General features: G+C 43.2%; 14 protein-coding genes and 1 pseudogene. 6 read left to right on the top strand and 9 right to left on the bottom strand.

The genetic code is table 11. The features are described 5' to 3' along the window. A pseudogene (locus tag FTV48_RS04400) lies at positions 1-114 on the top strand (IS5/IS1182 family transposase); the annotation flags it as partial. A gap of 128 nt (positions 115-242) precedes the next feature. On the opposite strand, the gene FTV48_RS04395 reads toward FTV48_RS04400, so the two are convergent. The 4 genes from FTV48_RS04395 to ftsY all read right to left on the bottom strand — a co-directional run bounded on the left by FTV48_RS04395 (position 243) and on the right by ftsY (position 3,850). Further along, positions 243-896, bottom strand: a complete 654-nt coding sequence (locus tag FTV48_RS04395) for a DUF2057 domain-containing protein (protein WP_100357024.1) — start codon at positions 894-896, stop codon at positions 243-245. 199 nt (positions 897-1,095) lie between these two features. Beyond that, positions 1,096-1,689: a nitroreductase family protein gene (locus FTV48_RS04390; protein WP_005097059.1), complete on the bottom strand. Its 594-nt coding sequence runs from the start codon at positions 1,687-1,689 to the stop codon at positions 1,096-1,098. 191 nt (positions 1,690-1,880) lie between these two features. Next, a complete protein-coding gene (locus FTV48_RS04385) occupies positions 1,881-2,570 on the bottom strand; it encodes a nitroreductase family protein (RefSeq protein WP_005097060.1) in 690 nt (229 codons plus the stop codon). Positions 2,571-2,743: 173 nt separating this feature from the next. Beyond that, positions 2,744-3,850, bottom strand: a complete 1,107-nt coding sequence (gene ftsY / locus FTV48_RS04380; protein WP_005097061.1) for a signal recognition particle-docking protein FtsY — start codon at positions 3,848-3,850, stop codon at positions 2,744-2,746. Between the two features lie 178 nt (positions 3,851-4,028). Between ftsY and FTV48_RS04375 the strand changes: the two genes are divergently transcribed. After that, positions 4,029-5,423 carry a pitrilysin family protein gene (locus FTV48_RS04375; RefSeq protein ID WP_179999499.1) on the top strand — a complete coding sequence of 465 codons (1,395 nt, stop codon included), beginning with the start codon at positions 4,029-4,031 and terminating at the stop codon, positions 5,421-5,423. 11 nt (positions 5,424-5,434) lie between these two features. Further along, positions 5,435-7,012, top strand: a complete 1,578-nt coding sequence (locus FTV48_RS04370) for a pitrilysin family protein (RefSeq protein WP_179999497.1) — start codon at positions 5,435-5,437, stop codon at positions 7,010-7,012. Here the strand turns inward: FTV48_RS04370 and FTV48_RS04365 are convergent. Together FTV48_RS04365 and FTV48_RS04360 are read right to left on the bottom strand one after the other, a co-directional pair. Beyond that, positions 6,936-7,259 (bottom strand): hypothetical protein, encoded by a 324-nt coding sequence (locus FTV48_RS04365; protein ID WP_005170656.1) that lies wholly within the window; start codon positions 7,257-7,259, stop codon positions 6,936-6,938. The genes FTV48_RS04370 and FTV48_RS04365 overlap by 77 nt on opposite strands. A gap of 97 nt (positions 7,260-7,356) precedes the next feature. Beyond that, on the bottom strand, positions 7,357-7,716 hold the full coding sequence (locus tag FTV48_RS04360; protein ID WP_035337940.1) for a hypothetical protein: 360 nt from the start codon (positions 7,714-7,716) through the stop codon (positions 7,357-7,359). A gap of 224 nt (positions 7,717-7,940) precedes the next feature. Here FTV48_RS04360 and FTV48_RS04355 point away from each other — a divergent pair, with 224 nt between their 5' ends. The 3 genes from FTV48_RS04355 (at position 7,941) to FTV48_RS04345 (ending at position 9,242) form a co-directional block, all read left to right on the top strand. Next, positions 7,941-8,174, top strand: a complete 234-nt coding sequence (locus tag FTV48_RS04355) for a hypothetical protein (protein WP_005097069.1) — start codon at positions 7,941-7,943, stop codon at positions 8,172-8,174. Between the two features lie 151 nt (positions 8,175-8,325). Continuing rightward, complete coding sequence (locus tag FTV48_RS04350; protein WP_005170652.1) at positions 8,326-8,706, top strand: DUF2750 domain-containing protein; 381 nt, start codon at positions 8,326-8,328, stop codon at positions 8,704-8,706. A 104-nt stretch (positions 8,707-8,810) separates the two neighbouring features. Next, positions 8,811-9,242 (top strand): CBS domain-containing protein, encoded by a 432-nt coding sequence (locus FTV48_RS04345; protein WP_005170650.1) that lies wholly within the window; start codon positions 8,811-8,813, stop codon positions 9,240-9,242. Between the two features lie 126 nt (positions 9,243-9,368). On the opposite strand, the gene trpB is transcribed toward FTV48_RS04345, so the two are convergent. From trpB to FTV48_RS04330, 3 genes are all read right to left on the bottom strand, one after another. Beyond that, on the bottom strand, positions 9,369-10,577 hold the full coding sequence (gene trpB, locus FTV48_RS04340; protein WP_005170649.1) for a tryptophan synthase subunit beta: 1,209 nt from the start codon (positions 10,575-10,577) through the stop codon (positions 9,369-9,371). 103 nt (positions 10,578-10,680) lie between these two features. Next, entirely contained in the window at positions 10,681-11,868 is a 1,188-nt protein-coding gene (locus FTV48_RS04335; protein ID WP_179999495.1) for a VWA domain-containing protein, read from the bottom strand. A gap of 12 nt (positions 11,869-11,880) precedes the next feature. Then, positions 11,881-12,732 carry a MoxR family ATPase gene (locus FTV48_RS04330; protein WP_179999493.1) on the bottom strand — a complete coding sequence of 284 codons (852 nt, stop codon included), beginning with the start codon at positions 12,730-12,732 and terminating at the stop codon, positions 11,881-11,883. Positions 12,733-12,742 lie beyond the last annotated feature (10 nt).

The raw sequence follows: 12,742 nt of genomic DNA, 5'->3' as shown, positions 1-12,742 counted from the left end.
TTTGCGAGATTAAACCATTTCCGTGCTATTGCAACTCGATTTGATAAACTGGCACGCAATTATAAATCTATGATTCGTATAGCCTGTATATTTATTTGGTGCAAAGCCAAATGAGGACACACCCTAGCCTTTTTGAGAAATTTTCCAGATTTTTTGCATTAAAAGTATAACCAAATATTAATCTCTGCGCTCTACCCTATTAAAAAAGCATCAATACCATTTGATCCTTTATACTTGATCTTTTAATTCGTCTGTTCAGCCAACCAAGTCATAAATTTTTGACGTTCAGCTTTGGAGGCCTTTTGCCATAATTGAATGAGTTGTTGATCATTCTGCCCGATGAATTGAGTTTGAGGAGTGGCGACCGTAGCTACACTAGCTGCCTGAGCATATACAGGTGCTGGTTGATTAAGTGATGTTGCTGACTTGCTACTCATCTCGACTGTTTTGGTCAATACATTATTTGCAAACCATGTTCTCGCTGCATCTTTAGCGCCCGCTTGCTGAACAAGCAGCTGATTTTTTGCATCATATAAGCCAATGATGGGCTGATCCTGGTACTTTTTAGCTTCGTCAAAATTCTGAGGTGCATTAATTAACGCTAAACGATAGGTTTCACCATCTTTAAGCTCTGGAGTTTTTACAGTAAGCACTCCCGACTTTAAAATGTCATGTGAATTATCAGAGTGCTGAAAAAACTCATTATAGCGGACGCTGATATTATTCATTCCAGCATCCAGTTTATAAGTTGAATTAGAACGTAATAGACTTGATTTTATTTCCTGATTATTTACCGCAACGATCTTAATTTCTTCAGGTACTGTAATAGTCACCGCTGAAAAAACCGAGGTACTAAACAACAGTGCCGCTACAGTTGCCGCAATACGAAAATCCATATCATCTACTCATTTCAAGTTAATTATTAAAGTTGAGCTGCACTATGCCGCGTCGAAATGACAATTTTATGACAAAAACTTCTCTTATTTCACCTGAACTTTTAGCATTTATTTGACTAGCAATTTTAAATTATCTGCTATTAGCCAGTACAAATAAAAAAAGAAGCACAAAAGCACTTCTTTTTAGCTGAAACCCGATTTATGCAAAGGTTTTAAAACGCTCCGCATCATCCATAAAGGTTTTTTCGCCTGCAGGTGCTTCAATAGAACCAAAGACCAATTGCGCGCGAAGCTTCCAGTGCGATGGGACTTCAAAAGTTTGTGCAACTTCTTCATCAATAATTGGATTGTAATGCTGCAACGAGGCACCGATATTTTTCTCTGCCAAAGCTGTCCAGGTTGCAAACTGCGCAATGGCTGAAGAATGCTCTGACCAGACCGGGAAGTTATCGGCATAGAGTGCAAACTGTTCTTGCATCGATTTCACCACATTCTGGTCTTCATAAAACAATGCGGTGCCATAACCTGCTGCAAAACCATTAATTTTATTATTGGTTGCTTCAAATGCATCTGTCGAAACAAGATCACGCAAGGTTTCACGCACAATATGCCAGAAAGTATCATGTGATTGACCAAATAAAATTACCACACGAGAAGTTTGCGAGTTAAAAGATGATGGGCTGTGTTTAACTGCATCTTTAATGAGATTTTCAATTTCAGCCTGCTCCAGGCTCACATTTTTCCCAATGGTATAAATGCTTCGGCGCTGTTTGATTTGATCTAAAAATGCCATAAATTCACCTCTATGTATTTTGATTATTAAAAACTGATAAAGTCATACTACGTGTTTTGAGCACTTAAAACAGGTGCATTCCCATAACAATGTGTTTTATTTATAGAACAATCAGACTTAGATCTGAATAGAATATTTGTATTAGATTTCATTCGCAGCATCCATGCTGCTATACCGTCCTTCATCGGTTTTTAACCCAATACTTTAAAAAAGTGCTGATCTTGCTGTTCTAATTTTTCTTTTGCTGCCTGCTCAATCGAGCCAAAGCAAAGTTGGGCACGTAACAACCAGCTCTTTTCAATGTCAAAATGCTCGGCGACTAAAGTGTCGATCTGCGGATTATAATGCTGTAAAGATGCACCTAAACCCGAATCTGCCAATGCAGTCCACACGGCAAATTGCGCCATTCCTGATGTCTGTTCAGACCAGATCGGGAAATCTTCTGCATTGAGCGGCATTTTCTTTTGTAGTTGCTGAATCACGGCTTGATCTTCGTAAAATAAAATCGTGCCATATGCCGCGGCACACTGATTTAACTTGATCTCTGCACCTTCGTAAATATGTGTGGGCACATGCTGGCGCTGAACCTGTTTGACAAGTTCCCAAAACTTATAATGAGAATCCGCAAATAACACTACAATCCGCGTACTTTGGGAATTATAGGCTGAAGGACAACTGCGAACTGCTGCCTGAAGCATTTCACTCAGATACGCCTGACTATAATGTACCCGCTTGCCAAGTTCATAAATACTACGGCGCTTTTTCAACTGATCAACAAAAGTCAGTTTCAAATCATCATCAGGTTTGTTTTTTTTCGAAAATTTAAAGTCCTTGGTTATATCACTTGTTAATACCTGACCAATTTTATTTAGCAATGCCATTTCTTCCCCCCACAAAACCCAGCTAAAACAGCTCGAATAATCCCATACAAGTATAATGGCTTTATTACGGTAGATAGATCTGGTTCATATTTTCTAGCTGATTTTTAAAGCATTCAAACCCCTCAAAAACAACAAACTCCGCACTTAGCGGAGTTTGTGTGAATTATCACGCATTATTTATTTTCAGTTTCAAACAATGCAGCAACAAAAGATTTGGCAGAGAAAGGACGCAAGTCATCAATTTTCTCACCCACACCAATAAAGCGAATCGGCACATGAGTACGACTGGCAATATTAAACAGTACGCCACCTTTGGCAGTCCCATCGAGTTTGGTAATGGTCAAACCGGTTAGGCCTACCGCCTCATCAAACATTTCGACCTGGTTAATGGCATTCTGACCTGTTCCGGCATCGACAACCAACATCACTTCATGTGGTGCAGTCGCATCAATTTTCTGCATGACACGTTTTACTTTGGTCAACTCTTGCATCAAATGACCTTTGTTATGCAAACGACCAGCTGTATCAGCAATTAATACATCTACGCCTTTGGCACGCGCACTTTCAAAAGCATCGAAAATGACTGAAGCCGAGTCTGCACCATTGCCTTGAGCCACGACCGCAATATTATTACGCTCACCCCAGATCTGTAGCTGCTCCGTTGCAGCTGCACGGAAAGTATCACCTGCCGCCAGCATGACCGTCTTGCCTTCACCTTGCAGACGTTTGGCTAGTTTGCCAATCGTGGTGGTTTTACCTACACCATTTACACCGACCACTAAAATCACATAAGGCGATTTATTCGGATCAATGTGTAGCGGTTTTACCCGGGGTGCCAATAAAGCCACCAGTTCTTCCTGAAGCGCCTTATACAGTGAATGCGAGTAGATCAAGTCACCACGTTCGGTACGCTCGGTCAGGTTAGCAATGATGGTCTTGGTGGCTTCCACACCAATATCGGCCACCAGCAGCTGCTCTTCGACTTCTTCTAATAATTCATCATCAATTTCTTTACCACCGATCAGGATATTGACCATCCCATCGGCAAGGTTTTTACGGGTTTTGGTTAAACCCTCTTTCATACGGCTAAAGAAGCCACCTTTCGCCGCAGAATCTTCATTTTCAGTTTCTGTTACGACAGGTGCAGAAACTACAGCTGCTTCGCTTGGCGTTTCTACGATAGGCACATTGACCGCAGGTAAGCTCGGTAATGTGACATCATCATCTCCGATATCAGCATCAATCAAAAATTTGTTTTGCCCATTAGATTGCTGTTGCATGCCGAATCCTTGAAAAGCATTGCGTTAAAAACCCAGATTCTACCATAACTTGCCTGCTTTGCAGCTAGCAATGCAAATGCTGGACAAACATACCAAAAAGCTACAGCTCTTGGTTGCTTTCATCTCCGCATTTATTAAAAATAACCCTAAATACAAATGCCTATTTTTGGGAGATCTAGTGTCCGCCACCTTTTTGACTGTCTCCTCTTTTTCCAGAATGATTAAACAAACACTTTATCCACTTGGTGCCTTATTGCTGGGATTAAGTATTAATCAGGCCCAAGCCCAGACTCGCAGTGAATTATCACGCACCACTTTTGAAACGACTTTAAGTAATGGATTAAAAGTCATTATTCGGGAAGACCATCGTGCGCCCATGGTGATGACCCAGATCTGGTACAAAGTCGGCAGCAGTGATGAATCTGGCAATATTCTGGGGGTCTCGCATGCACTTGAACACATGATGTTCAAAGGTACGCATAAAGTTCCAAATGACGAATTTACCCGTCTGAGCCGGATTTATGGCGGTAGCATCAATGCCGCCACCTTTACCAATTACACCAATTATTATCAGCTCTATCCTAAGGCCTATTTCCCTATGGCACTGGAACTTGAATCTGACCGCATGAGCAATTTATTACTGCGGCAGCAGGACTTTGAGCCAGAAATTAAAGTGGTGATGGAAGAACGGCGCCAGCGTACCGATGACAACCCGCGCGCTCAGGCCTTTGAACGCTTTAAATGGATCAGTTATCCGACCAGCCATTATCGCCAACCGGTGATTGGACATATGAAAACCCTGAACAATATTCAGTTAAATGATATCAAAAAATGGTATCGGGACTGGTATAGCCCCAATAATGCCATTCTGGTAATTGTTGGAAATATGGAATCGGAAGCGGCTTTAGCGCAAGTGCAAAAATATTTTGGAGATATTCCCGCGCGTCCAACACCGCCACGTAATGATGTGCTGGAGTTTGAACGCTTAGGCTATCGACATATGGAAATTAACAGTAATGTTCAGGTGCCCAATCTGTACATGACCTGGAATGTGAAATCCCTCGGCACTGCCAAAAACCCCCAAGATGCGTATGCCTTGACCATTATTCGTAGCCTTTTGGACAGCGGCATTTCTTCACGCCTGCAAGACCGTCTGGTGCGTGATCGTAAAATTCTGACCTCTGTCAGCGCTTCTTATGATCCTTATAATCGTGGTGACAGCCTGTTTGGCATTTCTGCCTTACCTGCGCCAGGCGTATCTTTGCAAGAGTCACAACAAGCGATTCAGGATGAAGTGGATTTACTCAAAACCACCGCCATGACCCAACAGGAAGTAGATCGTATCAGCACCCGCTTTATCTCCAGTTTGATTTATAGTCAGGATGATATTGCCGGCCAGGCCAAAATGATTGGCAATCTGGAAGTCAATGGACTGAGTTATCGGCTGATGGATGAACTACCCAAGCATTTTGAAAGTGTCAGCGTTCAGGATATCCAGCGTGTCGCCAATGCCTATTTCGTCCGAGACAATCTCAGCACACTTTATCTCTCACCTGAACAAAAAGCCCAATAATGGGGATTGCAATGCGTCATCATCTTCGCCCTTTTTTACTTATTTTTATTTTAAGTTTTGCTTCTGCTGTTCATGCAGAAAATTATCTGGACCCTCAACCCGATCAAAACGATAATCCGAGTCAGTTACAGTCTATCCCTCTGTTGCAAAGCCTGAAAAATCTCAATCCGCAGCGTGAATTTCAGGCACCGTATATTCACGACCTGAACAATCGCTATCAGGTACGTACGCTATTTGTTGAAACCCAAGATCTTCCAATGGTGGATATCCAGCTGACCTTTAATGCCGGCTCGGCGCGTGATCAAGAAATTACTAAAGGACTCTATGGCCTGTCCAGCATGGCAGCCAGGCTGATGCGTGAAGGCACAGACAGATATAGTGCGAATCAGGTGGCGGCAATTTTTGACCAAGCCGGCGCACAATTTAGCGTACAGGCCTATCGAGACATGTTTGTGGTTCGGCTGCGTACGCTTTCAGATCCAAATAAATTGGAACCGGCACTCGGAATGATGATGGAAGTTCTAAAGAATGCGTCATTTAAACCCGCCAGTATTAATCTGGCTTTAAGCAATACCCAAGTGGGACAAAAGCAATTACAGGAAAATCCAAGCCGGCTGATGGATATTCGTTTTTATCGTACTCTATATGGTCAGCATCCTTATGCAGAACCAATCAGTGGCACCCAAGGCAGTACCAAGAAAATTAATGCCGAATTATTAAAACAATTCCGTGATCAGTTTCTGGTGGCGCAAAATATGAATATTGCTATTACCGGTAAACTCAGCCCCAAACAGGCGCTGGAACTGTCAGAACGGATTGCCGGCAATTTAACTCAAGGTCAAAAAGCAGCTGCATTACCACAGCCTGAAATTAAATCTGGTTTTGAAGTGGTGCATTTACCCTATAACTCGTCTCAGGCGCATATCACTTTTGGACATATAGGGCCATCACGCTTTACTGAAGATCGACTGGCCCTAGAAGTCGCCAACCGCATGTTTGGCGGGAGTGGATTTAATGCAGTACTGATGCAGGAACTGCGGGTCAAACGTGGTTTTAGCTACGGCGCTTATAGCTCATTCAGCTTTAGTCAGGCACCCGGAGTATTCAGCTTTAAATATTCTACACGGCAGGATCAGCTACTAGAGAGTATTCAGGTTGCACATCAGGCATTTATCAATTTTGTCAGCCAACCGATTGACACTCAACGTCTGGAAGAAACCAAAGCAGGCATGCTGCGCGCCTTCCCTAACAATTACAGCAGCAATGCCACCATTAATGCCCAGTTAGGCAATATGGGCTTTTATAGTGAGCAAAATGATTATTTATCCAGTTATCCGGAACGTCTGGCCAGAATTAGCGCAAAGGATGTGCAAAATGCAATACGCAAACATTTACATCCAGACCGCCTAACGCTGGTCGTGGTCAATAAAGAACTGGATAAAGATGCCTTGAAAATGCGCTTGGAGCAGAATTTAATGGATGCCAATTTCAATTTGCCAGCAAACCCTGTGCCTAAGGCATCTCCACCGAGAGCGGTGGCAGCTGACGCGCCCGCAGAGACTCCTGCTGATAGGCCTGCATCAATTTAAGATACTGCCCACGACGGATGTGCTGCTGCTCTAACAGAGCCAGTGCCAGATCCTGAGTTTGGGGCAAATTTTGCTGTTCAGAAAGTTGCCGAATCTGGGTGATTTGAGAGATGTTAAGCGGACGATAGAGAGCCAATGCGGCTAAAAATAAAATTACCACAACCATAAAAATGACAACAATATTATAAATCTGTTCCAGCTTGATTCTGCTGAACCATTGAATTAACTTTTCTGTATCTATAGACATACACTACCTCAAGTTAAAGGTAGTGTATGGTTAGGTTTATATAAGTTCAAGTCAGTAGCGCCATATTTAGCAGGGCTAAAACCCACGACTCTGCGGATTAGCTCATCATTCTGCTCAGAATAGTTGAATACAGCACCAATGCTACAATCACCAATACCAGTGCAACAGCAAATTTACTTAACCCCGCTTCTGCTTCAGGGGGATGCAGGCGATCTTCATCTGCAATTCGAACCAACTCGCCATTATAGAGTTTATAGAACTGCTCACGCTGATTGACATCCAGAGCACGGGTAAAGTCATACACCTCTTTACGTTGTGCCAGCCCATAATTACCCAGATGCGTATATTTACTAAATATAGCGTCATCCAGTTTTTTGCGATGCAAATGTGCAAGTTCCAGGATTTGCCCAGCAGTTGGTGGCATATCAAAATTTACACCATCTAAAGTTCTTGTCATCATGGTTTTCTCCTTATTGTTTGATCTCTATTTACAATTTATCTTAATAATATTTATAAGTGTGTATAGTTTAGTCATGTAAACTATAACTAAAGTAAACGAATAAAATCGAATGGTTGACTTTTCCATTATTTTGTAATATTAGTTTAACAATACTAAGTTATATTTGTATTTAGACTGATTAGTCTGTCCTGTAATCATAATTAAAATTAAGGAGTTTTTATATGATACAACAACTCTCTCAACACGATCTGGAACATCTGTATGCAGATGCCGTGAATACCATCCAATCCCAAATGAACTTTGTGGATGCGGTAAAACAGCTTGAAGATGCAGCTCGTGCAGGTCATGGTAAAGCGGCGCTTTTTTTAGCAGAACTTTATTATCAAGGCTTCCGTGTAGAACGGGATTCACTCAAAGCGCAGTACTGGCAAAACATGGCCACCCTACAAGCATGATGAAACGTCACCTAGGTGGCGTTTTTTTCCGCTCTTTTTTCGATAAATAGCAATAAATACATATTCTCTTACGAAATCTTGCAAAGCTGAAACAGTAATTTCATACAAAGTTCCTAGAATAGAGCCAGACACTTAATTGCACTTTATTCTAATGAAACCACGAAAAATTATTCAAATTGATCCGATCTGTAAAGAGTCTCTTTTCAAGATCACCATGCTGAAATCCCTAAGGAATTGTGGCGAGCTATGGGGCGCATATCATCAAGGCTGGGCCATGATGCGCGATCAGGAAGACTGTATTTTTCCCTTTTGGCTGAATCCACTGGATGCCAAAAACTACGCCAAGCAGCATTGGCCGGATTATATCCCGCGTAAAATCAACTCTGAAGATTTTGAAAATGCATTATTGCCGACCCTGTCACGACTGAATGTTACGCCAGCCCTGTGTAATACCAATGGCACCAGACTCAAACTGACTGCTGCACAAATGCGTCATCTATTTTTTTCTGAACAAAGACTGCACATTGCTTAAATAACATGTTATTTATAAAGACTAAAACCTAAACACTTAGAGATGTTCAGGTTGAATGCATACTCTAGGATTAATAATAAATTGACCAGTAAGGATGATTAAGCATGACCAATGTGGCACAGGTGCTCAATGAAAAAATGCATCAAGCTATTTATACCATCCGTCCAGATTCTACAGTTCTAGAAGCCATCACCTTGATGGCCGACAAAGGAATCGGGGCGCTTGTGGTAACCCATGAAGACAATGTAGTCGGTATTCTGTCAGAGCGAGATTACACCCGTAAAATTGCCCTGATGCAAAGAACCTCATTCGACACCACGGTTAACGAGATCATGACCTCTAAAGTGATTACCGTAACCACATCTACCACCGTAGAAGACTGTTTATCGCTGATGACTGAACGTCACCTGCGGCACTTACCAGTAGTGGAGAATGAAAAACTGATCGGTTTGATTTCAATCGGAGATCTGGTCAAGGCAGCAATGGATGATCAACGCAAACTCATTGAACAGCTGCAGCAGTATATTTCAGGTTAAAAGCATCTCTGGCTTTCTCTCCAATATTTGAAGCGCATTTAAATAACTGAAGATCAAGCTTCGATTGAATGTATAAAAAATCCCGGTATATAACCGGGATTTTTTATACTCGTGTTTTGGATAAAATCAGTTTAGACCTAATTTTTCTGCCACATAATCCGAGTCTTTATCACCACGACCAGAAAGATTGACCACGATCTTGACTTCTTTTGGCAATTTGCCTGCTTCACGAATTGCCCAGGCCACTGCATGCGAACTCTCTAAAGCCGGCACAATACCTTCTACACGCGACAAGGTCATGAAAGCATCCAGACATTCCTGATCGGTGGCGGTGGTGTACTCGACCCGGCCCAAATCCTTAAGCAGACTATGTTGCGGCCCCACACCAGGATAATCCAGGCCAGAAGCAATCGAATGTACCGGTAAAGGTTCACCCTGCTCATCTTCCAGCACATAGCAGGCCATACCATGCAATTGACTTGGTTTACCCAGTGTTAAGGTCGCCGAATGCATATCGGTGTCCAGGCCATGACCTCCCGGCTCTACGCCCACCAGCTTTACTTCCGGTTCATTTAAAAACGCGGTAAATGCACCCACTGCATTGGAACCACCGCCAACACAGGCCACCACATAGTCCGGGTTTGCACCAAAACGGTCATTACTTTGCACTTTGATTTCATCACCGATAATGGACTGGAAATCACGTACCATCATTGGAAATGGATGCGGCCCCACCACCGAACCAATGGCATAGATATAATTTTTCGGGTCTTTCAAGTATTCTTCAAATGCACTATCAACTGCATCTTTCAGGGTTGCTGTACCACGCGTCACAGAGATCAGGCGCGCACCCAGAATCTTCATTTTTACGACGTTTGGATGCTCTTTTTCAATATCCACCTGACCCATGTGAATTTCACATGGAATCCCAACCAAGGCACAGGCAGTTGCCAATGCGACGCCGTGCTGACCCGCACCAGTTTCTGCAATGACTTTGGTCTTGCCCATGTATTTGGCCAGCAAAGCCTCACCCAGACAATGATTGATCTTGTGTGCACCTGTATGATTTAAATCTTCACGTTTCAGATAAATCTGTGCACCGCCTAACTGATCTGACAGACGCTTGGCATGAAATAAAGGACTTGGACGACCCACATAGTTGGCAAACAGGTCTTTAAGCTCGTTCTGGAATTCTGGAGTATGGCGGATTTCCTGATAAGCGACATTGATATCGTCCATCGCCTGTTTTAGATCGGGCGGAATAAACTGACCGCCATATTGACCAAAAAAGCCGTCCTCATTGGGTAAAGCAATACCATTAATTTGATGAGCCATAATAATTCCTGAACTTTGGAATGTACAACAAATGACTTTATCCTAAAATAATGTGGTTAACCCACTCATAATTATAGATAAAGCCACTAACAGAAAAATAAAATTAACGCGCGAGATATTTGGTCATATCTTCAATGCCTTTCAAAGTCATTGGAAACATATGATCTTCAAAGATTTGCTTAATTAAACCAATGCTATGCGTGTAATGCCAATAGTTTTCTTCTTCGGGATTCAGCCATGCGGTTTTATCAAAATGCTGTCGCAGACGCTGTAGCCAGACCTGTCCTGCTTCATCATTCATATATTCAACCGAGCCGCCGACCGAGGTGATTTCATAAGGCGCCATACTGGCATCACCGACCACAATTACCCGATAATCGCGGCCATAGGTATTGAATAAATCCCAGGTATTCATGCGCGAGCTGGACCGGCGGATATTGTCTTTCCAGACATAGTCATACAGGCAGTTATGGAAATAAAAATAGTCCAGGGTTTTAAATTCGGTTTTGGCTGCGCTAAACAGCTTTTCACACTGGGCAATATGCGAATCCATCGAACCGCCAACATCAAACAGCATCAAGACTTTAATGCGGTTACGGCGTTCAGGCACCAGCTGTACGTCTAAAATACCCTGCTTGGCGGTTTCACGAATCGTGCCATCGATATCCAGCTCTTCGGCTGCACCCTGACGCGCGAATTTACGCAAACGGCGCAGTGCCATTTGCATCTGGCGACTTCCCAGAATCTGCTCATCATCGAGGTTGCGATATTGACGCTGCTCCCAGACTTTTACCGCAGAGCGTTTCCGTCCCGGCCCACCAATACGCACCCCTTCCGGATGATCACCATAAGCACCGAAAGGCGAAGTGCCGCCGGTACCAATCATCTTGTTGCCACCCTGATGTTTTTTATGCTGTTCGCGCAAGCGCTCTTCCAGCATTTTCATCAGTTCTTCTAATGATCCGGCTTTTTTCAGCTCTTCGCGCTGTTCAGGAGTCAAATGCTTTTCAAGCAGTTCAAGATCGAACCAGTCTTTGGGCAGCTTATGCACTTGATTCAGCAGTTCATCCAGATCAAAGCTCTGAATACCATCAAAATAGTCCTTCATGGCACGATCGAATTTGTCGAAATAGCGCTCATCCTTAACCATTACAGTTTTGGCCAGCTGATAGAACTCATCCTGATCGGCAAAGACCAGTCCAGCCGCAACCGCCTGATTCAAATCGATCAGCTCACGGGTTGAGACCGGTACGCCGTATTTGCGTAAGGTATAAAACAGTCGCACAAACATGCGTGTTCTCCCTTAACGACGTGACATAAAGGCTAGACGTTCAAGCAACTGTACATCTTGCTCATTTTTGATCAAGGCGCCGTACAAGGGTGGAATCGCTTTGGATTTATCAGTATTGCGCAAAATATCTTCCGGCATGTCGTCAGCCATGAGCAGGCTGAGCCAGTCAATCAGCTCAGATGTTGATGGTGGTTTTTTCAAACCCGGAATCTGGCGCAATTTAAAGAAAACCTGCAAGGCTTCATTGACCAATGTGGCAGAGATATTCTCGAAATGTACATTGATGATTTCGCGCATGGTCGCTTCATCCGGAAATTCGATATAGTGGAAGAAACAACGGCGCAGGAATGCATCGGGCAATTCTTTTTCATTATTTGAGGTAATGATGACGATTGGACGCTGGGTTGCGGTAATGGTTTCCCCGGTCTCGTACACATAGAACGACATTTTATCGAGTTCATGTAGCAAGTCATTCGGAAACTCGATGTCTGCCTTATCAATTTCATCAATCAGCAAGACACAACGTTCTTCGCTGGTAAATGCTTCCCACAGTTTACCCGGCTTGATGTAGTTCTTGATGTCATAGACACGGTCATCACCAAGCTGACTATCACGCAGGCGCGACACCGCATCGTATTCATACAGGCCTTGCTGTGCTTTGGTGGTGGACTTGATATGCCAGGTGATCAGTCTTAGGCCCAGACTTTCTGCTACCTGCTCAGCCAATAAAGTTTTCCCTGTACCAGGCTCACCTTTGACCAATAACGGCTTTTGTAAACTACGGGCAGCTTTAACCGCCAACTTTAAACTGTCAGTCGCAATGTACTGAGCTGTACCTGAAAATTGTTGATGATCAGCAGACATGATTTAACCT

It is taken from the genome of Acinetobacter sp. YH18001 (genome assembly GCF_013416975.1).
Classification (GTDB): Bacteria; Pseudomonadota; Gammaproteobacteria; order Pseudomonadales; family Moraxellaceae; genus Acinetobacter; species Acinetobacter pseudolwoffii.
Note: the sequence above shows the minus strand (reverse complement) of the source record. Positions and strands in the feature narration are given on the sequence as shown.

Bases quoted from the DNA above. Each gene is read 5' to 3' on its own strand.
- FTV48_RS04350 (WP_005170652.1), top strand. From the start codon at position 8,326: ATGAAACCACGAAAAATTATTCAAATTGATCCGATCTGTAAAGAGTCT.
- FTV48_RS04385 (WP_005097060.1), bottom strand. From the start codon at position 2,570: ATGGCATTGCTAAATAAAATTGGTCAGGTATTAACAAGTGATATAACC.
- trpB (WP_005170649.1), bottom strand. From the start codon at position 10,577: ATGGCTCATCAAATTAATGGTATTGCTTTACCCAATGAGGACGGCTTT.
- FTV48_RS04355 (WP_005097069.1), top strand. From the start codon at position 7,941: ATGATACAACAACTCTCTCAACACGATCTGGAACATCTGTATGCAGAT.
- ftsY (WP_005097061.1), bottom strand. From the start codon at position 3,850: ATGCAACAGCAATCTAATGGGCAAAACAAATTTTTGATTGATGCTGAT.
- FTV48_RS04330 (WP_179999493.1), bottom strand. From the start codon at position 12,732: ATGTCTGCTGATCATCAACAATTTTCAGGTACAGCTCAGTACATTGCG.
- FTV48_RS04395 (WP_100357024.1), bottom strand. From the start codon at position 896: ATGGATTTTCGTATTGCGGCAACTGTAGCGGCACTGTTGTTTAGTACC.
- FTV48_RS04365 (WP_005170656.1), bottom strand. From the start codon at position 7,259: ATGTCTATAGATACAGAAAAGTTAATTCAATGGTTCAGCAGAATCAAG.
- FTV48_RS04345 (WP_005170650.1), top strand. From the start codon at position 8,811: ATGACCAATGTGGCACAGGTGCTCAATGAAAAAATGCATCAAGCTATT.
- FTV48_RS04370 (WP_179999497.1), top strand. From the start codon at position 5,435: ATGCGTCATCATCTTCGCCCTTTTTTACTTATTTTTATTTTAAGTTTT.
- FTV48_RS04360 (WP_035337940.1), bottom strand. From the start codon at position 7,716: ATGACAAGAACTTTAGATGGTGTAAATTTTGATATGCCACCAACTGCT.
- FTV48_RS04390 (WP_005097059.1), bottom strand. From the start codon at position 1,689: ATGGCATTTTTAGATCAAATCAAACAGCGCCGAAGCATTTATACCATT.
- FTV48_RS04335 (WP_179999495.1), bottom strand. From the start codon at position 11,868: ATGTTTGTGCGACTGTTTTATACCTTACGCAAATACGGCGTACCGGTC.